The organism is Pseudomonas sp. NEEL19, assembly GCF_028751975.1.
Classification (GTDB): Bacteria; Pseudomonadota; Gammaproteobacteria; order Pseudomonadales; family Pseudomonadaceae; genus Aquipseudomonas; species Aquipseudomonas juntendi.
This window is the reverse complement of record NZ_CP081491.1, coordinates 2,621,946-2,646,445: the sequence shown is the minus strand read 5'-3', so window position 1 is coordinate 2,646,445 and position 24,500 is coordinate 2,621,946. Positions and strand designations below refer to the sequence as shown.

At 63.2% G+C, this 24,500-nt stretch carries 21 protein-coding genes; 5 read left to right on the top strand and 16 right to left on the bottom strand.

Annotation, left to right across the window (positions count from 1 at the left end; all coding sequences use genetic code 11):
* Positions 1-94: 94 nt before the first annotated feature.
* Positions 95-1,192, bottom strand: a complete 1,098-nt coding sequence (locus tag K4A76_RS11680) for a sugar diacid recognition domain-containing protein (protein ID WP_212623935.1) — start codon at positions 1,190-1,192, stop codon at positions 95-97.
* Between the two features lie 163 nt (positions 1,193-1,355).
* Between K4A76_RS11680 and K4A76_RS11675 the strand changes: the two genes are divergently transcribed.
* Both K4A76_RS11675 and K4A76_RS11670 read left to right on the top strand, forming a co-directional pair.
* A complete protein-coding gene (locus tag K4A76_RS11675) occupies positions 1,356-2,684 on the top strand; it encodes an MFS transporter (protein WP_274412237.1) in 1,329 nt (442 codons plus the stop codon).
* 168 nt (positions 2,685-2,852) lie between these two features.
* Positions 2,853-4,373 (top strand): FAD-dependent oxidoreductase, encoded by a 1,521-nt coding sequence (locus tag K4A76_RS11670; protein ID WP_274412236.1) that lies wholly within the window; start codon positions 2,853-2,855, stop codon positions 4,371-4,373.
* Positions 4,374-4,400: 27 nt separating this feature from the next.
* On the opposite strand, the gene K4A76_RS11665 is transcribed toward K4A76_RS11670, so the two are convergent.
* From K4A76_RS11665 to K4A76_RS11615, 11 genes are all read right to left on the bottom strand, one after another.
* Positions 4,401-5,102, bottom strand: a complete 702-nt coding sequence (locus K4A76_RS11665) for a TraX family protein (RefSeq protein ID WP_274412235.1) — start codon at positions 5,100-5,102, stop codon at positions 4,401-4,403.
* Positions 5,103-5,105: 3 nt separating this feature from the next.
* Positions 5,106-6,179 (bottom strand): metal-dependent hydrolase, encoded by a 1,074-nt coding sequence (locus K4A76_RS11660; RefSeq protein WP_274412234.1) that lies wholly within the window; start codon positions 6,177-6,179, stop codon positions 5,106-5,108.
* 102 nt (positions 6,180-6,281) lie between these two features.
* Entirely contained in the window at positions 6,282-7,043 is a 762-nt protein-coding gene (locus tag K4A76_RS11655) for a 1,6-dihydroxycyclohexa-2,4-diene-1-carboxylate dehydrogenase (RefSeq protein ID WP_274412233.1), read from the bottom strand.
* A gap of 147 nt (positions 7,044-7,190) precedes the next feature.
* Complete coding sequence (benC, locus tag K4A76_RS11650; protein WP_274412232.1) at positions 7,191-8,201, bottom strand: benzoate 1,2-dioxygenase electron transfer component BenC; 1,011 nt, start codon at positions 8,199-8,201, stop codon at positions 7,191-7,193.
* Positions 8,202-8,273: 72 nt separating this feature from the next.
* A complete protein-coding gene (gene benB / locus K4A76_RS11645; protein WP_274412231.1) occupies positions 8,274-8,759 on the bottom strand; it encodes a benzoate 1,2-dioxygenase small subunit in 486 nt (161 codons plus the stop codon).
* Entirely contained in the window at positions 8,756-10,114 is a 1,359-nt protein-coding gene (benA, locus tag K4A76_RS11640) for a benzoate 1,2-dioxygenase large subunit (RefSeq protein WP_274412230.1), read from the bottom strand. The genes benB and benA overlap by 4 nt, the downstream gene beginning before the upstream one ends.
* A 221-nt stretch (positions 10,115-10,335) precedes the next feature.
* Positions 10,336-11,292, bottom strand: coding sequence for a helix-turn-helix transcriptional regulator (locus K4A76_RS11635; RefSeq protein ID WP_274412289.1), 957 nt, complete (start codon positions 11,290-11,292; stop codon positions 10,336-10,338).
* Between the two features lie 446 nt (positions 11,293-11,738).
* Positions 11,739-12,794: a GlxA family transcriptional regulator gene (locus K4A76_RS11630; RefSeq protein WP_274412229.1), complete on the bottom strand. Its 1,056-nt coding sequence runs from the start codon at positions 12,792-12,794 to the stop codon at positions 11,739-11,741.
* Between the two features lie 141 nt (positions 12,795-12,935).
* On the bottom strand, positions 12,936-13,964 hold the full coding sequence (gene proX / locus K4A76_RS11625) for a glycine betaine/L-proline ABC transporter substrate-binding protein ProX (RefSeq protein WP_274412228.1): 1,029 nt from the start codon (positions 13,962-13,964) through the stop codon (positions 12,936-12,938).
* Between the two features lie 67 nt (positions 13,965-14,031).
* Entirely contained in the window at positions 14,032-14,985 is a 954-nt protein-coding gene (proW, locus tag K4A76_RS11620) for a glycine betaine/L-proline ABC transporter permease ProW (RefSeq protein ID WP_054912985.1), read from the bottom strand.
* A 21-nt stretch (positions 14,986-15,006) separates the two neighbouring features.
* Entirely contained in the window at positions 15,007-16,167 is a 1,161-nt protein-coding gene (locus K4A76_RS11615; protein ID WP_274412227.1) for a quaternary amine ABC transporter ATP-binding protein, read from the bottom strand.
* Between the two features lie 360 nt (positions 16,168-16,527).
* Between K4A76_RS11615 and K4A76_RS11610 the strand changes: the two genes are divergently transcribed.
* Both K4A76_RS11610 and K4A76_RS11605 read left to right on the top strand, forming a co-directional pair.
* Positions 16,528-17,508, top strand: coding sequence for a LysR family transcriptional regulator (locus tag K4A76_RS11610; RefSeq protein WP_054912987.1), 981 nt, complete (start codon positions 16,528-16,530; stop codon positions 17,506-17,508).
* Between the two features lie 132 nt (positions 17,509-17,640).
* On the top strand, positions 17,641-18,525 hold the full coding sequence (locus tag K4A76_RS11605; RefSeq protein ID WP_212624550.1) for an alpha/beta hydrolase: 885 nt from the start codon (positions 17,641-17,643) through the stop codon (positions 18,523-18,525).
* A gap of 157 nt (positions 18,526-18,682) precedes the next feature.
* Here the strand turns inward: K4A76_RS11605 and K4A76_RS11600 are convergent, their stop codons facing one another.
* Both K4A76_RS11600 and hisN read right to left on the bottom strand, forming a co-directional pair.
* Positions 18,683-19,444 carry a hypothetical protein gene (locus tag K4A76_RS11600; protein WP_443218417.1) on the bottom strand — a complete coding sequence of 254 codons (762 nt, stop codon included), beginning with the start codon at positions 19,442-19,444 and terminating at the stop codon, positions 18,683-18,685.
* An 88-nt stretch (positions 19,445-19,532) separates the two neighbouring features.
* Positions 19,533-20,324 (bottom strand): histidinol-phosphatase, encoded by a 792-nt coding sequence (hisN, locus tag K4A76_RS11595; RefSeq protein WP_274412226.1) that lies wholly within the window; start codon positions 20,322-20,324, stop codon positions 19,533-19,535.
* 223 nt (positions 20,325-20,547) lie between these two features.
* Between hisN and K4A76_RS11590 the strand changes: the two genes are divergently transcribed.
* Complete coding sequence (locus K4A76_RS11590; protein ID WP_274412225.1) at positions 20,548-21,180, top strand: helix-turn-helix transcriptional regulator; 633 nt, start codon at positions 20,548-20,550, stop codon at positions 21,178-21,180.
* A gap of 125 nt (positions 21,181-21,305) precedes the next feature.
* Here K4A76_RS11590 and K4A76_RS11585 read toward each other — a convergent pair whose 3' ends face one another.
* Together K4A76_RS11585 and macA are read right to left on the bottom strand one after the other, a co-directional pair.
* Positions 21,306-23,315, bottom strand: a complete 2,010-nt coding sequence (locus K4A76_RS11585; RefSeq protein ID WP_274412287.1) for a MacB family efflux pump subunit — start codon at positions 23,313-23,315, stop codon at positions 21,306-21,308.
* An 8-nt stretch (positions 23,316-23,323) separates the two neighbouring features.
* Entirely contained in the window at positions 23,324-24,481 is a 1,158-nt protein-coding gene (gene macA / locus K4A76_RS11580; protein ID WP_274412224.1) for a macrolide transporter subunit MacA, read from the bottom strand.
* Positions 24,482-24,500 lie beyond the last annotated feature (19 nt).

The following is a 24,500-nucleotide window of genomic DNA, read 5'->3' as shown; positions in this document are numbered from 1 at the left end:
GGCGGCCTCGGTCAAATGCACAAAACCCTGGGTGGGTTGTTTGGGCGGATGCCTTTGGCCTTTGCCGGCGATAGGGCCGCAACAGAGAAATGCTTCAGTCTGCAGGCAACAGCTGCAACCCCAGGTACAAGCTCAGCATGCCTTCCATCCGCAGCGGGTCGACCTCGCCCAACTCGGCAATGCGCTCCAGCCGGTAGCGCAGGCTGTTGCGATGAATGCCCAAGGCGTCGGCACAGGCCTGGCTCTGGCCGTCATGGGCACACCATGCCCGCAGCGTGGTCAGCAGCTGGCCGCTGCTGTCCTTGACGCGTATGCGCTGTAACGGCTCCAGCAGTTCATCCAGTGCGTCATCATTGCGGTGGCGCCACAGCAGCGCCGGCAGCCGGTAGCGCTGCAGGCTGAGTAGGCGTTCGCCAGGCAATACCTCACGGCCATAAGCCAGCAAGTCACGCACCCGACGGTAACCCCGGCGCAACTGCTCCAGGCTCTGCGCGGCGCTGCCCAGGGCTAGCCGTTCCACTTCCCAGCCATGCCGTTGCAGGCGTTCCAGCAGGCGCGGCTCATCCAGCGCGACACCCGCCGGGCGGCACCACAGCAACGACTGCCGCGCCGGGCTGACGCACCAGCTGTCGGGGTAACGGCTGATCAACCACGCTGCCAGTGCCTCGGCGGCCGGCCCCGAGGCCAGTTCGAACAAGCACGGCACGCGCGGCAGCTGTGGCTTCAGGCCCAGTTGCCGGGCTTCGTCGAGCAACCGCGGGGAATCACCGCTGCCGCCAAGCAGCAACGCCAGCAGGTCGTCACAGCGCTGCCGCCGCCACTGCTGGTCGGCCTGCAAATGGCGCTGGGCCAGCAGCATTTCGGCGGTCATGCGCACCAGTTCACCGTAGGTTCGCACGTGCTGCGGGTCGCCGGTCAGGCCCAGCACGCCCATCAACCTGCCGTCGAGCATCAACGGCAGGTTGACCCCAGGCTGCACGCCTTTCAGGCATTTGGCCGCGTCAGTGTCCAATTCGACGATCCGGCCGTTGGCAAGCACCAACTGGGCGCCTTCATGGCGGGTGTTGATGCGTTCCGGCTCGCCGCTGCCCAGGATCAACCCCTGGCTGTCCATGACATTGACGTTGCACGGCAGAATGGCCATCGCCCGGTCAACGATATCCTGTGCCAGGTCATGGTCGAGTTCGAACATTGCACGGTCCTTAGGGTGTTAGGCTTTTGGGCTCGGGCACAGCAGCCCGCGCCCGGCACTGTGCAAAAGCACAAAGACAGGCACGCCGCAGTCCCCGAGACTCGTCAGGGCGAGCGCCGGCACAGGCGACGCGGCGATAACCATAACAACAGAGAATCCGATCATGGCACACAGCCCAGCCCCTGACCAAGGCACGGACACCACCCGCAACGCGCTGTACCGGCGCATCACCCTGCGGCTGATTCCGTTCATTTTCATCTGCTACCTGTTCAACTACCTGGACCGCGTCAACGTCGGCTTTGCCAAGCTGCAGATGCTCGACGCGCTGAAGTTCAGCGAAACCGTGTACGGCCTTGGCGCCGGCATCTTCTTCATCGGCTATGTGTTGTGCGGCCTGCCCAGCAACCTGGCGCTCAACCGCTTCGGCCCTCGGCGCTGGATCGCGCTGATGATGATCGCCTGGGGCAGTTTGTCCACTTGCCTGCTGTTCGTCACCACCCCGACCGAGTTCTATACCTTGCGCCTGCTCACCGGGGCGGCCGAAGCCGGCTTCTTCCCGGGCGTGGTGTTGTACCTTTCGCGCTGGTTCCCGGCAGCCAGACGCGGGCGCATCATGGCCCTGTTCATGTCGGCTATTCCGGTCTCGGGCCTGCTAGGCGGGCCGTTCTCCGGCTGGATCCTCGAACACTTCGCCGCCGGCCAGCATGGCCTGGCCGGCTGGCAATGGATGTTCCTGATCCAGGGCTTGCCGACCGTGGCCCTGGGCATTCTGGCAGTGTTCCTGCTCAGTGACGGTTACCAGAAGGCTGCCTGGTTGAGCACGGGCGAACGCCAGCTGATCGCCGCAGACTTGGCGGCCGATGCTGTCAGCAAGCCTGCCACTACCGGCGACAGTGTACTGGCGGTACTGACCAACCCGCTGATCTGGACCTTTGGTTTCGTCTATTTCTGTATCCAGAGCGGTGTCTACGCCATCAACTTCTGGTTGCCGTCGATCATCAAGGGCATGGGCTTCGACAACCCGCTGCTGATCGGCTGGCTCAGCGCCATTCCGTACTTGTTGGCCGGGGTGTTCATGATTCTCTGCGGGCGCTCGGCCGATTTGCGCAACGAACGCCGCTGGCATCTGGTGGTGCCGATGCTCATGGGCGCCGTGGGCTTGCTGATCGCAGTCAACTTCGCCGCCAACCCGGCCATCGCCATCCTTGGCCTGTCCATCGCCACCATGGGCGCGCTCACCGGTCTGCCGATGTTCTGGCCGATGCCCACGGCGCTGCTCAGCGCCAGTGCCGCCGTGGCCGGCCTGGCGATCATCAACTCGGTCGGCCAGATGGCCGGCTTCCTCAGCCCGTACCTGGTGGGGTTCATCAAGGACCAGACCGGGTCCACCGATGCCGCCCTGTATTCGTTGGCGGCACTGATCGTGCTCGGTAGCCTGGTGGCGCTGCGCGTGACCAGGGCCGGTGCACTGAGTGCTGCCCGGGCCAATTGAGTCCAGCGGCGGGCCGCTGCCAGACCACGCCAGCATACTGATGCAACGGGGTGTTCTGGTGGCAGCGGGCCTGGCCCGCTACCACCGGAACACCGGTCGTCAGCCCAACGCATCCCCTTCCCACCTCAGGCGTCAAATGGTTCCAAAGGCCCCCTTTGGAGAACCCTCATGACCCAGTACGCCGTGGCCCGCCTGGCACAACTCGACGAGCACCGCCCGTTGCGCGTTCAGGCTGGCAGCGAAGAGATCATCCTCGTTCGCCAAGGCCAGCAGGTACGCGCCTATCAGGCCAATTGCCCGCACGCCGGCGCGCCGCTCGACGAGGGTGTGGTGTGCGCCGGGCTACTGGTCTGCCCGTGGCACAAAGCCGCGTTTGCCGTCGACGACGGCGCAGTCTGCGAACCGCCGGCACTTGCCGACCTGCACCGCTACCAGGTGTGGCTCAAGGGCGATCAGGTGTGGGTAGATGACCAGCCCCTGGCTGCCGTCGAGCCGCCCAGGCACAGCGATGCCCGCTGCTTTGTGGTGGTGGGTGCCGGGGCCGCGGGCAGCGCTGCGGTGGCCGCCCTGCTCAGGCAAGGTTTTGCCGGCCGGCTGGTGTGGATAGACCAGGAGCGTCAGCCCGCCTATGACCGGACCTCGCTGAGCAAATTCGTGATCGCCGGGCAGATGCCCCCCGACGAAGTACCCGCCTTGCTCGACGCCGATGCCTTGCGCCAAGGCCAACTGGAGCGCAAGCACGGCAAGGTGCGCAGCGTTGACAGCCAGCACCGCCAAATCACTTTGGCTGACGGCCAGTCGATCGCGTATGACGCGTGCCTGCTTGCCACCGGCGGTAAGCCCGTGCGCCCGCAACTGGCCGGTATCGATCTGCCTGGGGTGTTCACCCTGCGTTCCCGCGACGATGCTGAGCGCGTGCTCGATGCGGCCGAGCCCGGCCAGTCGGTGGTCATTGTGGGCGACGGCTTCATCGGCCTGGAGGCCGCTTCGGCCCTGCAGGCGTACGGCGCGCGGGTGCATGTGGTGGCCCGCCACGAGATCCCCTTGGCTCGACAGCTGGGTGAGCGCATTGGCCGTTGCCTGCGCACGCTGCATGAGGCTCAAGGGGTGACTTTTCACGGCCCCACCGAGGTCAAGCTGATCGAAGGCCAGGGGCAGGTCGAGGCCGTGGTACTGGCCAACGGCGAGCGCCTGCAAACAGCCTTGGTCGTGCTGGGAACCGGCGTCGGCCCCGCGACCGCGTTTCTGCACGGGGTGCCCCTTGGGGAAGACAAATCGGTGAGGGTCGACGCCGACATGCGTGCTGCCCCCGGCCTTTGGGCGGCAGGGGACATCGCCACATTCCCGCTTGCCGGGCGCCCGGTGCGCATCGAGCACTGGCGCCTGGCGCAGCAACAGGGGGTGATCGCAGCGGCCAACATGCTCGGCGAGCAACGCCGCTACGCCGACGTGCCGTTCTTCTGGACCTACCAGCACGGGGTCACCTTCGAGGTGCTGGGGCACGCACAGGACTGGAACCGCATCGAGTTCGTCGGCGGGCCGGAAACAGGTGACTTCATTGCCCTGCAGTGTGTGAACGAGCAGGTCGAGGCAGTGATTGCCAGGGGGTATTCCGACGCCATGGCGGCGCTGTCGCAGCGTATGAAACAGCCGTTGACCCTGCAACAGGCCCTGATGCTGATCGGCTGAAGGGGCTTGGGTAGGCCCGCCCTTCGATCACAGGCTCAGGCCAGCACCTTTAATTACCAGCAGATGCACTGGATAAAACAGATAGCCCCAGCGCCCCACTGCCGGCACCCGCCAATCATCATGGCGCAACAGCGCTAAGCCAAGCGCAAGCGCCGAGGCCGCGCTCAGCAGTGTGAGCAGGGTGATCGGTGCCAGCAAATGCGCCTGCAACCAGCTATTGGTCAGGTTGCCGCCCATGGCCAGCAGGCAAGGTAACACCCAGGCCGCGCCGCCCTGCCGGCGCGCCATCAGGCAGGCGCCTGGCAGCAATACCCCGGGCACCCCATACATCAACTGCCCACTGAACAAAAAACCTGCCAGCCCGGCCGCCAAACCCAGCAAACGCAGCGACAGCAACGGGTAATGCACACCCCAGGCCACCAGCAACCCCAATACCAGCGTCGGCATCACGTTCAATGTCTGCGAGCCGCCATCCAGCCAGCGATATGCAGGTTCCGACAGCACCGCGAACAGCAGCATCAGCCCCAGGTAGCGCACATTGCCAATGGTATTGAAAGCCCCTGCCCTGGCCCGCTGCACATTCACTGCAATGGCCAGGCAAAACAACGGGAACGCCAGCCTGCCCACCACGAACAGGCCATCGGCTGTGGGCCATAGAAAGCGCAGGTGATCGGCGACCATGGTCGCCATGGCGGTCCATTTGACCAGGTCCAGCCCCGCCGAGCGCAACCCTCAGCGCTCGCGTTCGGCAGGGCTGAGGCCCAGGTAGCGCTCGGTCCACAGGGCCAACGGCAGCGGTGGTTGCTGCTCCAAGACACGCCGCCAGATCAGCACTAGGTCGCGCCTGTTGAACATCGACCCGGGCCCGGTTTGGAAAGCCGCTGGCACATCGACCACCCACTGCCCCTGGCGGTCCCGGTGGGCCATGCGGAAACGGAAGCTGTAGTTGCCCGGGATACCCATGCGCAAGTCCGTGACCACCAGCACCTCGCCGACCTGGTCGTAACGCAACCAGTCATCGGTGAACCAGCGCAGACGTTGGTACAGCTCATCGGTGGCCAACACCTGCGCCAACTGCGTATTGCGCGGCAAGCGCTGCATTTCTGGCGCCTGCCGGTCGAAAGCGCTGCTGATGCCCTCGTAATAGTCACCCCCGGGCGTTTTCGCCAACACTCGCCAGACCAGGCTGTTGAAGGCAATGGGCACGGCACGCAGTTCAGTGGTGACGACACCTTGCTGGTCCAGTGCGGCCTGGAAGCGCTGCTCGGCGGCCATGCGCCCGGCAAGGCCGAAACCAAGGTACGCCGTGCTGAACACCAGTGCCAGGGTCAGCAGCCGCGTGGCCCTGGCACTCACCCCGCGCACGGCCGCGTAGATAACGGCGGCCACCAGGGGCAAGGTATACACCGGGTCGATGATGAACACCGCAGCCCAGCTTTGCGGTGTGACTGGCAGAGGCCAGAACAACTGGGTGCCATAGACCGTGAAGGCATCGAGCAATGGGTGGGTGATCAGCACCAGCCAGAACGCGAGGAACAGCCTGTTCAAGGTATAGCCTTTGTCGGGCCAGCACTTGTTGACCAGCCAGGCCAGCAGCAAGGCCAGCCCGGTGAGCACGAACAGCGAGTGGGAGAAGCCGCGGTGGTAAGTCATCTGCGACACCGGGTCGGCGTAGCGGATGATCACGTCGAGGTCCGGCAGCGTGCCCAACGCCGCGCCATACAACAGCGCGCGGCGGCCTTGCAGGCGGCCCAGCACGGCACCCTGCAGGGCGGCGCCGAGTACAGCTTGGGTAATCGAGTCCAAGGGAGCATTCCTGGCAGGTGGTGACGGGAAACTACCCTCAACCAGGGCCGCTAGGCAATTCCCCGCCTTGTTGCCAGATGCAACGCCGCAAGACCGGGCGGTTCAGCCGAGGTCGCCGCCCCCTACCGGCAGGGTCACGCCGGTGATATATGACGCTTCATCGCTGGCCAGGAACAGAATTGCCCCGACCTGCTCGTCGATGCTGCCGTAGCGGTGCATCAGGCTGCTGTCGAGGGTCTGGTCGACAATTTGCTGGTACCAGCGCCTCTCCTGCTCGGTTTGTTCGGCGGTGTTGCGCGGCACCCGCCGTGGCGGCGCTTCGGTGCCACCCGGCGCGGTGGCGTTGACGCGGATACCACGGCCAGCGGTTTCAAAGGCCAGGCAAGCAGTCAGCGCATTGACCCCACCCTTGGCCGCACCATACGGCACCCGGTTCACGCCCCGGGTGGCGACCGACGAAACGTTGACAATGACCCCGCTGCCGCATTCAAGCATGTACGGCAGTGCGGCGTGGCAGCACCACAGGGTGGGAAACAGCGAGCGGCGCACTTCGGCCTCTATCTCTTCGGCCGCGTAGTGCTCGAAAGGCTTGGCCCAAATGGTACCGCCCACATTGTTGACCAGTATGTCGAGGCGGCTGAACGTTGCTACCGTGCTGGCCATGACCCGGACGCAGTCGGCGTGCCGTTCAAGGTCGGCGGTCAGGGTCAGCACCCCCTCGCCGGCCAGTTCGTGGACCAGTTCGGAGCGGTCTACCGCCACCACTTGCGCCCCCTCGGCCTTGAGCCGCCAACACACGCCACGACCAATGCCTTGGGCGGCGCCGGTGACCAGGGCGACCTTGCCTTGGAATCTGTTGTTCATGTTCAAATCTCCGCTTCTCCGCGGTCCCCGTAGGAGCGGGTTTACCCGCGAATGCGTCCGACCAGGCGACGTTGCTGTACCTGCTGGCCTCTTCGCGGGTAAACCCGCTCCTACAGGGGGGCGGTGTCATGCTCGAGGTAAAGGTAATCAGGCCGCCGCCGCGAACTTTTCGTAGTAGAAGTTGGCCGGGGTAATGCCCTGCTCACGCACGTACTGGCTGACCGCTTCGACCATCGGCGGTGGCCCGCACAGGTACACATCCACATCGCCATCGTTGAGGTGGCCCGGCTCGATGTGCTGGGTCACGTAGCCCTTGTGCGGGTATTGGCTGTCCGGGTTGGCCACGCAGGCGCTGTAGGTGAAGTTGGGGATGCGTGCAGCCAGTGCTTGCAGGCGGTCGAGCTCGACCAGGTCGAAGTCGTTGGTCACGCCATAGATCAGGTGCAGCGGGTGTTCACTGCCCTGCTCGGCGATCTTTTCCAGCATCGCGGTGAATGGCGCCAGGCCGGTACCGCCGGCCAGCAGCAACAGCGGGCGCAGAATCGGGCGCAGGTAGAAGCTGCCCAACGGCCCGGTCAGACTCATGCTGTCGCCGGCCTTGGCCAGGTTGGTCAGGAAGCTGCTCATCAGGCCGCCCGGTACGTTGCGGATCAGGAAGCTGACTTCGCCGTCCTTCTGCAAAGAGCTGAACGAATAGGCGCGGGTCTGCTCGCTGCCTGGCACCTTCAGGTTCACGTACTGCCCTGGCAGGAACGCCAGGCGGCTCAGCGCTTCGCCCTTGATCGACAGGGCAATGGTGCTGGCCGACAATTGGCGCACATCGCTGATGGCCGCCTCGAAACTGCCCTGTTCGGTCTTGCACAGCTGCGACGACGCCGGAATACGTATCACGCAGTCGCTTTCGGCGCGCATCTGGCAGGTCAGCACGTAGCCTTCGGCGATTTCGTCTTCGCTCAAGGCATCTTCAATAAAGTTGTCGCCCAGGTCGTAACGCCCGGATTCGGCCTTGCACTTGCAGGTGCCGCAGGCGCCGTCGCGACAGTCCAAGGGGATGTTGATGCCTTGGCGGTAAGCCGCATCGGCGACGGTTTCGTGGCCGGTGGCCTCGATGAAGCGGGTGACCCCGTCTTCGAAATTCAGTGCGATCTGGTAGCTCATGTTGCACCTCGCGGGCGAGCCGACCCACGGCGCGTCGCAAAACGCACCGGGCAGTGCTCGCAAAACCCTGTATCAGATGTGGTAGATGTCGATGACCTGGCGCACATAGTCGTTCTTCAGCACGACCTTTTTCGCCTTGATCAGCGGCTGCTTACCGCGCAGGTCGAGGGTGTAGAAACTGGTGCCAAAGTAACTGTCGGTGGTCTTGTAGCGGAAGCTCAGCGTGTGCCAGTTGAAGCGCACCTTGCAGCTGCCCTCGCCCTGTTCCACGATCTCGATGTTGCTGATGTTGTGCGAGGTGCGGGTATCAGGGACGGTCGCACTGGAGCGCTCGGTCTTGATGCGGAATATGCGGTCTTCCAGGCCACCACGGTTGCCGTACCAGATCAGCGAGATTTCGCTTTGTGGGTCTTCGGTCAGGCTGTCGTCATCGTCCCAGCTCGGCATCCAGAAGCTGACGTCGCTGGCGTACAGTTCCAGCCATTGGTCCCACTGGGCATCGTCCAGGTAGCGCGCCTCGCGGTAAAGGAAATCGCGCACGGTTTCATGCAGGCTCATTGCACGGCCTCCACGTGGATCAAGTGTTGTTCGTGCTTGAGGGCGCGGACCATGGTGGCCTGCCAATACTTGTGCTGCAGCACGAACAGGCCTTCGTCCTCGGTGCGCACGCCAGACAATAGCGGCTGCAGTTCGATCTCTTTGGCCGCCGCATCGGCGCCTTCCACCCAGTGCGCCGCACCGCGGGACATGTCGTTCCAGCCAGTACCGCGGCCATAGCCAGTCTGGCACGAGCGGAACTCTTCCAGGTCGTCCGGGGTGGCCATGCCGCTGACGTTGAAGAAGTCTTCGTACTGGCGGATACGCTTGGCCCGCGCCTCGGCGCTCTCGCCTTTCGGCGCGATGCAATAGATGGTGATTTCGGTCTTGTTCACCGAAATCGGCCGGGCAACGCGGATCTGCGAGCTGAACTGGTCCATCAGGTACACGTTCGGGTACAGGCACAGGTTGCGCGAGTTCTCGATCATCCAGTCGGCCCGGGCCTGGCCGAAGTCGGCCGCCAACTGCTCACGGCGCTCGTAGGCCGGGCGGTCCTCGGGGTTGGCCCAGCGGGTCCACAGCAGCAGGTGGCCGTGCTCGAAGGAATAGAAGCCACCGCCCTGCTTGGCCCAGGCGCCAGCGCTCATGGTCTTGATCGCGTCACCGGCCTCGCGCTGCTTGCGCTGGTTCTGGGTGGCAGCGTAGTTCCAGTGCACGGAGCTGACGTGGTAGCCGTCGGCACCGTTTTCAGCAGTGAGCTTCCAGTTGCCTTCATAAATGTACGAGCTGGCACCGCGCAGCACTTCCAGGCCTTCCGGCGACTGGTCGACGATCATGTCGATGATCTTCGCCGACTCGCCCAGGTGCTCGACCAGCGGCTTGACGTCGGCATTCAGGCTGCCGAACAGGAAGCCGCGGTACGACTCGAAGCGCGCCACCTTGGTCAGGTCGTGGGAGCCCTCGCAGTTGAAGCTGTCGGGGTAGCCGGCATTGCTCGGGTCTTTTACCTTGAGCAGCTTGCCGCTGTTGTTGAAGGTCCAGCCGTGGAACGGGCAGGTGTAGCTGGAACGGTTGCCGCGCTTGTGCCGGCAGAGCATGGCACCGCGGTGGCTGCAGGCGTTGAGGAAGGCGTTGAGCTCACCGTCCTTGTTGCGCGCGATGAAGATCGGCTGGCGCCCCATGGTCAGGGTGAGGAAGTCGTTGTTCTCGGGGATCTGGCTTTCGTGGGCCAGGTAGATCCAGTTGCCCTCGAAGATGTGTTTCATCTCCAGGTCGAACAGGCGAGGGTCAGTGAACATCTCGCGCTTGCAGCGATAGATGCCCTTTTCACGGTCGTCCTCGAGCATGGCATCGAGGTAGTCGAATCCCAGGGACATGGCCAGGGTCTCCCTTGTTATTGTTTAGACCTGGTCAGGTTAGGGATTGGTATGGGGCGGGAATATCCGGTTTGTGCGGGGTGCTATCCGTTTTGTGCAGGTGGATGTGAAAGGTTCAAGGGCCTCTTCGCGGGCACGCCCGCTCCCACAGGTACTGTGTATCCCTCAAAGGTCAGGAATTCCTGTGGGAGCGGGCGCGCCCGCGAAGAGGCCGGTGTCGTTCAGCGCCGATTACGCAAGGTTTCCGAGGGCAACTCGCCAAACTGCTGCCGATACACCTCGGAGAACCGCCCCAGGTGCAGGAAGCCATAGTCCATGGCCAGTTCGGTCACACTGCGTACCGAACAACTGACATCGCTGAGGCAGGCATGCACCTGCTCCAGCTTGCGCTGGCGTACATAGTGCTTCGGCGTGGTCTGCAAGTGCCGTTCAAACAAGGCATACAACGAACGCACGCTCATGCACGCCTGCTCTGCCAGTGCTTCGGCGGTCAGTTCAACTTTCAGGTTACGGTCGATGTGGTCGATAATCCGCTCAAGACACGCGCCCGGCGAGCCCAGGCTCTCGCGGCGGATATTGTTGTTCATCAGGGTCAGCAGCTTGCTGGCGACGATCTGGCTGTAATGGCCCTGCACCCGCGGCAGCGAATCGCTCACCTCCGCCTCATGGCAAACCATTGCCAGCAGGTTGACGAAGCCATCCAGTTCATCCAGCCGATAATGGTTACGCAAAAAGCGCACGCCGCCGTCGGGGCGGTGCCAGCGCTGTTCATCGCAGATTGAATCGAGCAGACGCGCAGGCACCTTGAGAATGAATTTTTCGCAGTCTTGCGAATAGGTCAGGTCAACCGGGTCATCGGGGTTGATCAGCAGCAATTCGCCCGGTACCAGGTGCTGTTCACCCTTGTGTCCGCGCCACAGGCAGTTGCCGTTGAGCAGTACTTGCAGGTGGTAGATGGTTTCCAGCGCCGGGGAGGTTACCCGCACGCTGCCGCCGTAGCTGATGCGGCACAGGTCGAGTTCGGCGAACTTGCGGTGGCTGAGGCTGGCCTGGGGGTGGGTAGTGCGCGACAGGCCGATGCAATGCTGGCCGACATGCTGGTTGACATAATCGGACACAGCATACGGGTCGGCGTGGTGAAACACGCTACTGCGCTCGCTCAGCAGGCGGTTTTCCATAGGCAAGGCACTCGGCATCGTTATTGTTCTGGTCGCCGCTTCCTACAGCCTTGTGGGGCTGTGGTTGCGGTCGTCACGGTCATTCTATCGGGCCGGTTGCAGGTCGCGGGGGCAGGCGACAGCCGGTGGATGAGCACACTTAAGCAAAAAGGCGGGGGTTGGGCAATGCAGCGTTGGGATTGGGTGGGCGGATAGCGGACACGCCAAGTATGGTTGGTGTTCGGTAATCGAACTCACTTTGCAGGTCTGGCCCTATCGCCGGCAAGCCAGCTCCCACCTCGACCGCATGGGCCTCAAGCGCTGTGCAGTACCTATGGAAACTGGCTTGCTCCAGTCCAGGCAATACAAGACAGTTGCTTGCACAGAGATACCGCTAGCCTTCAGGCCCCGTGGTCCTGTGGGAGATTCTAGGGTATAGGGCCGGTGAATTTTCGCAGCGTTCTGACTCAGTGGACCGCCACATCCTGCCGGCCTGCCCAGCCCTGGCTGCGTGCCCGGTACTGCCGCGGTGCAATGGCGAACAACTCACGAAAGCGCCGGTAGAAATGCGGGAAGCTGACAAACCCGCTGGCCACCGCCACTTCGGTCAACGACTTGTTGGTGTGTTGCAACAGCTGCCGCGCATGGGTCAGGCGCAGCTCCAGGTAATACCGTGGCGGCGTGGCCTGCACATGGCGGTGGAACAAGCGTTCCAGGTGCCGGCGGGACAGCCCCGCATGTTCAGCGATCTCGTCGATACCGATCGGGTCTTCGATATTGGCATGCATCAGCTCCAGCGCCAGGCGCACGCCGTGAGGCATGCCAGGGTCAATGTCCGCCACGCCGGCCGTAGTGTCATTTGCCACCCGCGAACGGTCGCACGCCAGCATCTGTTCCACGGCCCGCCGCAACGGCACCCCACCCGCCTGCTCAAGCATGGCCAGCATCATGTCCAGCGCGCTGCAGGCACCTGCGCAGCTCATGCGCCTGCGGTCCAGCACATGGGCCTGGCGGCTGATCCGCACCTTGGGGTAGAGCTCGTTCATCATCGCCCGGCCATCAGGGTGAAAGGCGCAGTCGTGGTCATTGAGCAAGCCCGCCTCGGCCAGGAAGTAGGCACCGTTCCACAAGCCGCCCAACTGGCAGCCCTGCTGGTCGGCCTGGCGCAGTTTGGCACGCAACTGGGGGGCCGCTTGCAGGCGCACGCGTAAACCGCCGCACACCAGCAGGCAACCCAGGCCTTGCACCTGCAAATCGCTTAGCTGGGTGTTGACCGGCAAGGCAATGCCCAGGTCGCTCATCACCTGCGGCCCCTCGCCCACCACCTCGATCTGGAACAACGGCGTGGCGCTCATCAGGTTGGCGGTCACCAGGCTGTCCATTGCAGCGGTGAAGGCCATCATCGAGAAGTGTTCACGCAGAACGAAGGCCACCCGCTGGCAGGGCATTGGCAGTGAAGTGCGAAAGCCGGGCTCCAGATGGGCCAGGTTGGTGTTCTTGAGGATGCTTTCGAAGTGGCTCATGGCTATTAACTCAACAGCGAGAATCGCATTGGCTGCTTCGCGGGCTTGCCCGCTCCCACAGGCATTGCACAGTGTTCAGAACCTGTGGCGGACCTGTGGGAGCGGGCGAGCCCGCGAAAAAGCCAACGCTGATGGATCAGGTTACTGACCGGCCTGGGCCGCAGCATCACGCGAGGCTTGCAGCCACTGGTCAAACTGCTGACGGTGGGCGGCAACCCATTCCTTGGCATGGCGGGTAATGTCGGCAGGCTTCTTCTCGCCCTGCTGCATCTTCAGGTTCTGGTTGCTCTCGTCGTCGGTGCTGATCTGCACCAGCGACAGAAACTTCAGCGCCGCCGGGTTCTTCTCGGCAAAGTCCTTGTTCAGCACCGCCACCACCTTGTCGATGGCAAAGCCCAGGTTCTTGCCGTGATAGGTGGTATCGACGTCGTTGTTGCCATCCGGCAGGTCGGTCTTCGGTACTTCCAGCCAGACGACGTCCTTGCCCTCCACCAGTACGCTGGCAATCCACTGTGGCACCCAGGTGAAGTACAGGATTGGCTTGCCTTCCTTGAAGCGGGCTATGGTGTCGGCCATCAACGCAAAGTACGAGCCCTGGTTCACGGTTACGGTCTTGTCCAGGTCGTAGGCCTTCATGTGGTGGGAGATCACCAGTTCGCAACCCCAGCCCGGGTTGCAACCCGTCATGTCAGCCTTGCCGTCGCCGTCGGTGTCGAACAGTTTGGCGATTTCGGGTTTTTTCAGGTCGGTGATGTACTTGATGTTGTATTGGTCGGCCGTTTTCTTGTCGATCAGGTAACCCTGGGCAACACCGGGCAGGATATTGCCGGTCTTGACCATTACGTCATCGCCACCGGCCTGCTGGTAGAACTTGTCGTGCAGTTTTTCCCACAGGTGCACGGTGAAGTCGGCATCGCCGTTGGCCAAGGCCACCATCATCACGCCGTACTCGGTCTCCTTCGGCTCCTGGACCTTGTAGCCCAGCTCGCGCAGGCCCTCCATGGCCACTTCGCCACGGAAACGCTCTTCGGCAATGGAGGGGAAGATCGGCGTTACCTTCACGCCGTCGCCAGGTTTGTCCGCCGAAGCGTGTGCGGCCAGCGCGGCGGCGGCCAGGGTCAGCGCGGTCGCGCATTTGAGGATGCTGCGGGAGAACTTGGATGGGTGCATCGTCGCTTACCTTTTCTGTTTTTCTTCAAGTGCGGCAGGTCGAACGTTTCAGAAAGTCTTGTGCGGTTCAGGCAGTCTTGCGCCGCCCTTGCGGTTGTGCAGCACCACACAGGCGCAGCACCACGCCTACGGGGCCAGTGTGGTACCAGCGCACGCCAGGCTCGGCATTGCTGCGCGTGCCCATGGCCTGGGTCAGGCGGTCGAGGAAGATCGCCAGCAGCACCAGCCCTACACCACCAACCGTGGCCAGGCCCATGTCCAACCGGCCGATACCGCGCAGCACCATTTGCCCCAGGCCACCCACGGAAATCATCGAGGCGATCACCACCATCGACAGCGACAGCATCAGGGTTTGGTTGAGGCCCGCCATGATGGTCGAAGTGGCCAACGGCAGTTGCACGCGGGTCAACATCTGCCGTGGCGTGCAGCCAAAGGCGCGAGCGGCCTCGATCTTGTCCTCCGGTACCTGGCGGATGCCCAGGTTGGTCAGGCGCACCAGCGGCGGCAAGGCGAACACGATGGTCACCAGCACCCCGGGCACGTTGCCGATGCCGAACAGCATCACCACCGGCACCAGGTACACGAATGCCGGCAGGGTCTGCATGGCATCGAGCAGAGGGCGTACGATGCTCTCCAGGCGGTTGCTGCGGGCGCAGGCGATGCCCAGCGGAACGCCGATCACCGCGCAGAAGAATACCGAGGTCAGCACCAGCGCCAGGGTGGTCATCGACTCGGACCACACGCCGATCAGGCCGAGCAAGGTCAGGGTGATGAAGCACAGCAGTGCCATACGCTTGCCCGCAAGTTGCCAGCCCAGCAACGTCGAGAGCAGGATGCCGAGGGTGGGCGGAATGCTTTGCAGGGTGAACTCGATGCCGTTGAGCACCTGGTCGATCGGCCAGCGAATGGCGCGGAATACCTCGCGGAAGTTGTGCACCAGGAAGTTGAGTGTCGCGGTGACCCAGTCACCCAGGGGTAGCGTGACCGCCTGGAACGGGTCGAGAAGGCTGAATTCGGACATGAGGGCTTACCTCTTGGTGGCTTAGTTGCGGCTCAGGGTCTGCAGCAGCTCGTTCTTCGACAAGGTGCCCTTGAAGGCGCCCTGGCGGTCGAGTACCGGTACCGGGTAAGGCAGGTCGGCCGCAATGCCGAGCACCTCATGCAGCGGCGTATCGGTGTAGACCGGGCGTTGCTCGTGCAGGCTGTAGCGGTCACTGGCGCTGGCACCCTTGGCGTCGGTGTCGACCACACCCAGCAACTGCCCACGGTCGTTGACCAGGTAGCCGAACGGAACACCGGCCTGGAAAGTCGGAGCCTTGCCGTTGACCTTGCACACCACTGCCGGATCGAACCGGGCCACATCACCGGCCTTGAGCACGCGCGAGCTGTCGAAATGCTTGAAGAAGGTGCGCACGTAAGCGTTCGCCGGCTGGTTGATCAGCTCCTGCGGGGTGCCGATCTGCACCACGCGGCCACCTTCCATGATCGCGATGCGGTGGCCGATCCGGATGGCTTCTTCGATGTCGTGGGAAATGAAAATGATGGTGCGCTGCTGCTCGGCCTGCAGACGGATCAGCTCGCCTTGCATTTCGCTGCGGATCAGCGGGTCGAGGGCCGAGAACGCTTCGTCCATCAGCAGGATGGCCGGGTCGTTGGCCAGCGCCCGGGCCAGGCCCACACGCTGCTGCATGCCGCCCGACAGCTGGTGCGGGTAGCTGTGTTCGTGCCCGGCCAGGCCAACCTGGCTCAAGGCCTCGCGGGCACGGCTGTGGCGTTCGCTTGGCGCTACGCCGGCAATCTCCAGGCCGAAGGCGGTGTTTTCCAGCACGCTCATGTGCGGCATCAGGGCGAAGGACTGGAACACCATGCCCATTTCCTTGCGCCGCACGTCGAGCAGGGCCTTGTCAGAGAGCCCGGTAATTTCCTTGCCGTTGAGGTGGATGCTGCCGGAGGTGGGTTCGATCAGGCGGTTGAACAACCGCACCATGGTCGATTTACCCGAGCCAGACAGGCCCATGATGACGAAGATCTCGCCACGCTTGACGGAAAAGGTTGCATCGAAAACGCCGACGACGTGGCCGGTCTTGCTGAAGATCTCGTTCTTGTCGGCGCCCCTGCGGAGCATCTCCATGGCCATGTTCGGGTTGGGCCCGAACACCTTGAAGATATTGTTTACCGAAAGAATCTCATCGGCATGGCTCATACGACCCTCTTTATTATGCTTATAACCAATCTTTCAACATCGCACTTTCAATAAGGCGGTAGAGATCAGTGCGAGTACGCTTGGCAGTCCGTTCAAATGCGAACGTGAGTCAGAACCGGCACGCAGAAAATCCTGCTTCAAAAAATTATTCGACATCGATGTCTCGAATGTCGCGCCGTGAGCTCAACGTTAGGGCGTGCCCCCCTGGCGGTCCAACGACATTTGTTCGCCGCTAACCATTACCTGAAGTTATCAATCACGCTAAGCCGCTGCCCTGAGGCCCGGGCGCACTTACCAGTCAGCGTGGAACACGCTAGAGTGGAGCGATTGGCCACCCTCCAAGGACCACGTGCCCGCCCCATGGTCAGACACCTCGAACCCGATCAGACGCTGATCAAGATGCCCTCCCTGCGCGCCGTGAAGGTCTTCGTGGCCGCCGCCAGGTACCAGAACTTTACCCGTGCAGCCGAGGCGCTGTGTGTCACCCAGGCCGCAGTCAGCCGGCAGATCCGTGAGCTGGAAACCTACCTGGGGGCCGAACTGTTCAATCGGGTCGGCCGTGCAGTGGAGCTCACCGTGGCCGGCTCGATCTTCTTCGATGCGGTGCAGTTGTCGTTCGTCAACATATCCCAGGCCGCCGAGCGTATCCGCAGTAACACCAATACCAAGCACGTGGTCACCTTGTGCTGTTCGCCGGCGTTCGCGGCGTTGTGGATGGGGCCACGGATGCCGAAGTTCTTTGCCGAAAACCCGGATATCGACATCAATCTGGTCACCACGCAGAACTTCCTGTCAATGGAGCCGGGGGTGCGGCCTGACATCTACATCACCAAGCTGGGCAAGGTGCAGGCTGGCTACAGCTCGCACCCGCTCAACCATGACGTGATCTACCCGGTGTGCACCCCACAGTACCTGGCCCGGCACCCCGAGGTGCAGACGCTGCAAGGCTTGCGCGATGGCACCCTGCTGAACCTCAGCCCTTATGGGCGTTCGCAGGTGGCCGAACATGTGGACTGGAACGTCTGGCTGGCCTTCCACGACGTTGACCTGAAAAGCCGCGCCAACACCGCACCGCACTTCTTCAACGCCAACGACTACAACCTGCTGGTGCAACTGGCCCTTGGCAACCAGGGCGTAGCGCTGGGCTGGCACCACCTGGTGGCACAACTGGTGGCCCAGGGGCTGCTGGTGCGCCCGGTGCAAGAGGAGTTGGTGCTCAAGGACACCTTCCACTTCCTGGCCTTCAACGAAGACAAGGAACATGAGCCCAGTTGCCTGCGCTTGCGCGACTGGTTGCTCGAAGAGTTCCAGCCGTTGCTGGATTCACTGGGCAGCAGCTGAGCCACTGTTTCACAGGCGCGCAACGGCCGGCACTGCTCACCCGCTCACTGCGGTAACAGCTTGCAACCAGTCCAGCCCACCATTGAGGCACTTTCCTCACACGCACGCCCCGGCATCTGTTAAAAAGCCCACATGCCCACCCTTTTCCTCTCCCACCTACGCCGCCGCTGGCTGACCTGGTTGTGTGCCACCTTGCTTGTGATCGGCCTGCCCAGCAGTTGCGCGGTGCTTCAGCACAAAGAGCGCGAACTGGTGTTCCGCATCGAACCTGGCCAGGCCAGCTGGTTCCGTGGCCTGCCCAGCGGTGTGCAGGAGCTTGACCTGCGGCCGCGCAGTTTCGCTGCCAATCAGAGCCTGCACGCCTGGTGGTGGCCGGCCAAGCGCGCCAATGCCCCGGCCATCCTCTACCTGCATGGGGTGCGCTGGAACCTGACCGGGCAGTTGTTCCGCATCGAGCAGTTGCATGCCATGGGCTACTCGGTGCTGGCCGTGGACTACCGCGGCTTTGGCCAGAGCCGCGGCGGGCTGCCCTCCGAGGCCACGGTCTATGAGGACGCGCGCATCGCCTGGGAGCGCTTCGCTCAGTTGCAACCCGACGCGGGCAAACGGCTGATCTTCGGCCATTCGCTGGGCGGTGCGGTGGCCGTGGAACTGGCCCGCGCGCTGGCAGCCGAAGCACGCCAGGGCGGTGCCGCGGCCCCGGCGCGTGGGTTGATACTGGAATCGACATTCACCTCGTTGGGCGATGTCGCCGCTGCGGTAGCCAATACGTCACTGCCGGTGCGTTGGTTGCTGTCGCAGAAGTTCGACTCGCTGGGCAAGATCCAGGATATCGGCTTGCCCGTGCTGCTGGTGCACGGGCTGGATGACCGCTTCGTGCCAGCGCGTTTCAGCCAGCAGCTGTACGAGGCGGCCCGGCAGCCCAAAACCCTGCTGCTGGTACCGGGGGCTAGCCACAATAACAGCATGAGCCTGGCCGGGCCGCGTTATCGGCAAGCGATCCAGGCGCTGCTCTGAAAGCGTTACTGGCCCCCTTTGTAGGCGCGGCCTTGCGTCGCGACAGGGCTGGGCAGCAGCCGCGGCAATGTGTCGTCATGGCTATGATCCGGGGGGCGCTACGCGCCCCTTTCGCGACGCAAGGCCGCTCCTACCAGGGCCAATGCAACAGCCAGAGTCACTGTACAGGCAGGAAGTTCATCAGCAGCAGGCTCTGTGCATAGTTCAGCCCGATCCGCCGATACCGCTCATCCAGCAACTCTGCCAGCAAATCCAGGCGCGCCACGATCTTCCCGAACTCCACGGCGAAACTCAGGTTGCTGCCCTCTTCGGAAATCTCGTTGGAAAACAGCAGCAACACGCCATTGGCATCTTGCCGCTGGCTCAACATCCAGGTGGCCTTTTCGATATTGCGCGCGGCGTTGTTGATGAACAGCGGGTCGATCGTGTCGGTCATGTAGAACTCGGTGCGCCCGCCGTGAGCGGTGATCAGCATGCTGCCGATGGCATAGATGAAGGCGCCGACGCGGTCACCGCGAAACTCCGGGCTCAACGCGTAACTCAAGGCTGCCAGGTCACGACGGTTGCCCAGCTGCGCCAGCGGCTGGCGGTGTTCGATGGCCTTGCGGATCTGCCGCTCGGCAGTGGCGGCGTCGACGTACCCCGACATCTTCAACTGGTTGGGGTTGCGCAGGTACAGCTTGCTCATCAGCAGGTACAGGCTTTGCAGGTTGTCGCGCATCGACAGCGTGGCCAGGCGGTCGACACTGGTCTGGAACAGTTCGCTGGGCTTGCCGTCGGCAAACTGGTCGAGCATGTCGCGGCCCTGTTCCTGGGTGCAAGCACACAGGCAGGCGAGCACGCCTGCCAGCAGCACGCGGGGAATCAGATGAGGGTAGCTTGCAACCATCGGCACCGGGTCGATATTCGGCGGCCGCATCGGGGATCGATGTGGCCTGGCCAAGCATAGAGCGCGGAAATGGCAAAAAGTGCAGTGTAAAGGCCGCCGCAGGCCCGGCGGCATACCCTCACATGGCGTGGCGCAACTTCTCCACCATCTGCGCGTGCAGCGCCGGGTCGCCACAGGCCACTACACAGCCGCCGTGCTGCGCCGAACTGCCATCCCAGGCGCTGATCACCCCACCCGCCCCTTCGATGATCGGCATCAGCGCCTGTACGTCATAGGGTTGCAAGCTGGCCTCCACGATCACATCGACGAACCCCGACGCCAGCATGCAGTAGGCATAGCAATCGCCGCCGTAGCGCATCAGCCGCGCCTGCCCGGCTACCGCCTCGAACGCGGCCTTGCGCTCGGCCGTGTCGAACATGTCGGGGGTGGTGCACATCAGCGTGGCCGTAGCCAGGTCGGCGCAAGCGCGGGTACGCAAGGGTGTAGCGTTGCGCCAGGCCCCCTGGGGGGTGCCAATGAAACGCTCGCCGGTAAAAGGCTGGTTCATCACCCCCAGTATTGGGCGGGTACCGTCGTTCAGCGCAATCAACGTTCCCCACAATGGCAGGCCGGTGATGAAGGCACGGGTGCCGTCGATGGGGTCGAGTACCCAGGTCAGCGGGCTGCTGCCCACCGCCACCCCGGCCTCTTCGCCAAGAATGCCGTGGTCCGGGTAACGCGCCTGGATCAACGCGCGCATCGCATCCTCGGCCGCCTTGTCGGCCACCGTCACCGGGTCGTACAGGCGCCCCCCCTTGTCCTCGACGTCCAGGCTGGCACGGAAGTACGGCTTGATGGCCTGTGCAGCGGCGTCGGCCAGTTGCTCGGCGAATGTACGCAACTCACCAATCTGTGGGGCACTCAGGGACATTGGGAACAGGCCTCGTGACAGTTATGAAGGTCGGCATAATACCCGACAACCTGCATTGCACCAGCCGTACGCACAAAGTGCCACTATAATGCCACTAGCGGTCCTTCATTTAACCGTCACTCATTCGTTGTACTAGGATACCGATCAGGTGCCCACGCCAGCCGAGGATGCGGCTGGCAGCCACGCAACGGCACAACCCTTACTGGCCTTCATGGACGATACGATGAATTCGAAACAGCTTTACCCGCAAATTGGCAAAGTCATCGCCAGCACCGGCAGCCATCAGTTTCCGCGCATGCTGCACGACCTGATCCAAGCTCACCTTGCCATCGACGCCATGCAGATCCGCCACCTGCCTGGCCTGCCTTGCGAATCGAGGCTGTTCGATGAAACGGTATTCTCTTCCCAGGCACAGCCAGGCAGCGACTTCAACGACCCTGCCCGCCTGCACCGTATCTGCCATGAAGGCAATGCGCGCATGGAGATCCAGGTGCTGCGTGCCGACTCCGCCTACGGTTTTTCGAGCTTCGAGCGCCGCCACCTGGACGCGATTTCCCCCTTGCTGCTGCCCATGCTGGAGAAGCACATCGACGCCTTGCAGCCTGGCCCCGAGCGCCATGCCCGGGAAAACCTCGAACAGCGCTTCGTCGACCGCCTGGCGCAGTCGGGGCTCAAGCTTTCCGAGCGCGAGCGCCAGGTGTGCCTGGGGTTGCTGGCCGGGCATACCGCCCCACAGCAGGCCGAGCGGCTGGCCTTGAAGGTGAATACGGTTGAAAGCTACCTGCGTCGGGCGGCGATCAAGCTGGGCATCAGTGGGCGGCATTCGCTGATGCGCTGGATGTATGCCGAGGGCTGACTAGTGTTTTCCTGTACCGGCCTCTTCGCGGGCAAGCCCGCTCCCACATGTCATCACAGGTTCTGAATACTGTGCAAAACCTGTGGGAGCGGGCTTGCCCGCGAAGCGGCCGGCACAGGTCTGCCTCAATCCCGGGCCAACGCCTCGATCGGATCAAGCCGCGCTGCGTTCCTTGCCGGTACAAACCCGAATACCACGCCGATCAGCGTCGAGCAGGCAAACGCCATGACGATCGAGGCTGGCGAAAACACCATTTCCCATTGTCTGACGAACAGCTCGAACAGGTACCCCACGCCATACGACAAGCCGATCCCGACCAAGCCGCCAAACAGGCACACCATCACCGCCTCCACCAGGAACTGTTGGCGAATGTCCGACTGGCGTGCCCCCACCGCCATGCGAATGCCGATCTCGCGGGTACGTTCGGTCACCGACACCAGCATGATGTTCATCACCCCGATGCCGCCCACCACCAGCGAGATCACGGCAATCAGTGACAGCAGCAAGGTCAGCGAGCGGCTGGTCTTCTGCACCGTCTGCATGATGCTGTCGAGGTTGTTGGTGAAGAAGTCCTTGGTCCCATGGCGCTGCAGCATCACCCGGGTCACCTCCTCTTCAACGCGCTTGCTGGGCACGCCATCCTTGATGCGCACACTGATGCTGTCCAGGTGCCGCTGGCCCAGGATGCGCCCGGCAGCGGTTTCGTAGGGTACCCAGATGTTCAGCTGGTTGCTGGCGACGAACAGGTTCTTGTTTTCGGCCGTTACCCCGATCACCGTGCACGGCAGGTTGCCGACCAAAATCACCTGCCCCAGCGGGTCAACGTGGGGGCCGAACAGGCGCTTGCGGGTGTTGTGGTCGATCACCACCACTTGGGCCTGGCGCCGTGCATCGTCGGCGCTGAACACGATGCCGGCGGCCAACGGTATGTTGCGCACCTGAAAATAATGCTCGCTCACGCCATTGAGCTGCGCGTCCACGTCCAGGTTGCGGTAGCGCACCAGGGTGCTCTGGCCGATCACCGGGGTGGCGCTGTCGACGTAGTACAGCGCGTTGAGCGCTGCCGCGTCGGCAGGTAGCAAGGTTTCGATGGTCTTGGCCCGGCTGTCACCGAAATTGCTGCCGGAGTAGATGTCGATGGTGTTGCTGCCAATGGCCTGGATGTCTTTCAGGACATAGCCCTTGGCACCCTCGCCAATGGCCGAGATGGACACCACCGAGGTGATGCCGATGATGATCCCGAGCATCGTCAGCAGGGTGCGCATGCGGTGCGAGATCAGCGCGAGCCACGCCATCTTGAACGCCTCGCGAAACAGCCCCAGGCTGACCCACAGGCGACGCCCAACCGCCACCTGGGCCACAGGTGCCGGTTGGGCTTCATGTTCAGCGATGGTGATGGCGGGTGAACTGGTACGCCGGTCGCTGACAATCTGCCCATCACTGACCTCGATGATGCGTTCGGCATGCGCCGCCACCTTGGGGTCATGGGTCACCAGGATCACCGTGTGCCCGGCCGCGTGCAGCTCCAGCAGGATGTTCATCACTTCCTTGCCGCTGGCAGTGTCCAGTGCGCCGGTCGGCTCGTCGGCCAGAATCACCTGGCCGCCGTTCATCAGTGCCCGGCAGATACTCACCCGCTGCTGCTGGCCCCCCGACAATTGGCTGGGGCGGTGCTCCAGGTGGTGCTTCAGGCCCAGTCGGGTCAGCAGCTCGCACGCCCGGGCATGGCGCTGGCCCTGCGGCGAGCCGGCGTACACCGCCGGTATCTCCACGTTGTGCAGCGCATCCAGGTGCGGCAGCAAGTGGTAGCGCTGGAAGATGAAGCCAAAATGGTCACGGCGCAGCGCCGCCAGGGCATCATCGTCCAGCTCCCGGGTTTCCTGCCCTGCAACCTGGTAGCTACCGCTACTGGCGTGGTCGAGGCAACCAAGGATATTCATCAGCGTCGATTTGCCCGAGCCTGAGGCGCCGATGATCGCCAGCAGCTCACCGCTGTGAATCTGCAGGTCGATACCCTTCAGCGCCAGGAATGTTCGATCGCCTGCCTGAAAACTGCGCGTCACCCCCTGCAAGCGCAGCAACGGCTGTGCCGGCTTGCAGGTCACCGCCGTGCCTGCGCCAGGCTGCACATTCATGTTCATGCTCACGCCCCCGTTTCGCCTGACACCGGCTCGCCAATCACCACCCGGTCACCTTCGGCCAGGCCGTCCTCGATCTGCACCTTGACGTTGTTATTGATGCCCGCCTGCACGTTGCGCAACTGGGCGAAGCCCTTGGCATCGAGCACCCGCACCGGGAAGCTGCCATCAGCGTTGCGTGCGCCCAGTGCGGCCACGGGCACGGTGAGTACGCCGCGGGCGGTGTCGAGCACGATATGCACCTGCGCAGTCATGGAAATGCGTAGGCGGTGGTCGGGGTTGGGTACTTCGAACAAGGCGTTGTAGAACACCGCGCCAGTCGGCTTGCCACTGCTGCCTTCCTGCTTGTCGCTGCTTTGTGCGTAGTTCTGCGGTGCGGGTTCGGTGCCGCGTAGCTTGGCGTAGTAGCGTTTGTCCTCGCCAAGGATGGTGAAATACACCTCCTGGCCAGGGGCAATGTGGATCACATCGGCTTCCGACACCTGGGCCTTGACCGTCATGGTGTCGAGGTTGGCCAGTTTGAGCAGCACCGGTGCCAACTGGTTGGCGATCACGGTCTGCCCCTCCTGGGTGACGATGCCCACCACATGGCCGGTGATGGGCGCATTGATGCGGGTGTAGCCCAGGTTGACCCTGGCCGTGTCGATTTCCACCCGCGCACTCTGGAGCTGCGCATCCAGCGAGCGCACCGCAGCCTGCTGCACTTCGTATTCCGACTCGGCATTCTCGAAGTCCTGGCGCGACACCGACTCGTCAGCCTGCAGTTCGCGGTAGCGCTGGTACACGCGCCGGGTCTGCTTGAGCTGGGCCAGGGCCGAACGCCGTTCGGCCTGCAATTTTTCCTTGTCGACTTCAGCCTGGCGCAGGGTATTGCGCAATACCAGCGGGTCGATCTCGGCCAGCCACTGGCCCTGGGTCACCTTGTCGCCGAGCTTGACCTTCAGCGACTTCAACTGCCCCGACACCTGGGCACCCACATCCACCTGCTTGATGCCTTCGAGCGTGCCACTGGCCAGCACCGCGTTCTCGATATCGCCACGCTCGACCGTGGCGGTGATGTATTGCGGCGGCTTGGCCGGGGCCTGAATGGCGTACAGGCTGATGCCTGCAACCAAGGCCACTGCCAGGCCGAGGCCGAACTTGCGCAATCTTGACTTGTTCATGAACACTCACTTTCCCAAG

Coding starts and splice junctions, on each gene's coding strand:
- K4A76_RS11680 (WP_212623935.1), bottom strand. CDS start 1,192: ATGTTCGAACTCGACCATGACCTGGCACAGGATATCGTTGACCGGGCG.
- K4A76_RS11675 (WP_274412237.1), top strand. CDS start 1,356: ATGGCACACAGCCCAGCCCCTGACCAAGGCACGGACACCACCCGCAAC.
- K4A76_RS11670 (WP_274412236.1), top strand. CDS start 2,853: ATGACCCAGTACGCCGTGGCCCGCCTGGCACAACTCGACGAGCACCGC.
- K4A76_RS11655 (WP_274412233.1), bottom strand. CDS start 7,043: ATGAACAACAGATTCCAAGGCAAGGTCGCCCTGGTCACCGGCGCCGCC.
- benC (WP_274412232.1), bottom strand. CDS start 8,201: ATGAGCTACCAGATCGCACTGAATTTCGAAGACGGGGTCACCCGCTTC.
- benB (WP_274412231.1), bottom strand. CDS start 8,759: ATGAGCCTGCATGAAACCGTGCGCGATTTCCTTTACCGCGAGGCGCGC.
- benA (WP_274412230.1), bottom strand. CDS start 10,114: ATGTCCCTGGGATTCGACTACCTCGATGCCATGCTCGAGGACGACCGT.
- K4A76_RS11635 (WP_274412289.1), bottom strand. CDS start 11,292: ATGGAAAACCGCCTGCTGAGCGAGCGCAGTAGCGTGTTTCACCACGCC.
- K4A76_RS11630 (WP_274412229.1), bottom strand. CDS start 12,794: ATGAGCCACTTCGAAAGCATCCTCAAGAACACCAACCTGGCCCATCTG.
- proX (WP_274412228.1), bottom strand. CDS start 13,964: ATGCACCCATCCAAGTTCTCCCGCAGCATCCTCAAATGCGCGACCGCG.
- proW (WP_054912985.1), bottom strand. CDS start 14,985: ATGTCCGAATTCAGCCTTCTCGACCCGTTCCAGGCGGTCACGCTACCC.
- K4A76_RS11615 (WP_274412227.1), bottom strand. CDS start 16,167: ATGAGCCATGCCGATGAGATTCTTTCGGTAAACAATATCTTCAAGGTG.
- K4A76_RS11610 (WP_054912987.1), top strand. CDS start 16,528: ATGGTCAGACACCTCGAACCCGATCAGACGCTGATCAAGATGCCCTCC.
- K4A76_RS11605 (WP_212624550.1), top strand. CDS start 17,641: ATGCCCACCCTTTTCCTCTCCCACCTACGCCGCCGCTGGCTGACCTGG.
- K4A76_RS11600 (WP_443218417.1), bottom strand. CDS start 19,444: ATGCGGCCGCCGAATATCGACCCGGTGCCGATGGTTGCAAGCTACCCT.
- hisN (WP_274412226.1), bottom strand. CDS start 20,324: ATGTCCCTGAGTGCCCCACAGATTGGTGAGTTGCGTACATTCGCCGAG.
- K4A76_RS11590 (WP_274412225.1), top strand. CDS start 20,548: ATGAATTCGAAACAGCTTTACCCGCAAATTGGCAAAGTCATCGCCAGC.
- K4A76_RS11585 (WP_274412287.1), bottom strand. CDS start 23,315: ATGAATGTGCAGCCTGGCGCAGGCACGGCGGTGACCTGCAAGCCGGCA.
- macA (WP_274412224.1), bottom strand. CDS start 24,481: ATGAACAAGTCAAGATTGCGCAAGTTCGGCCTCGGCCTGGCAGTGGCC.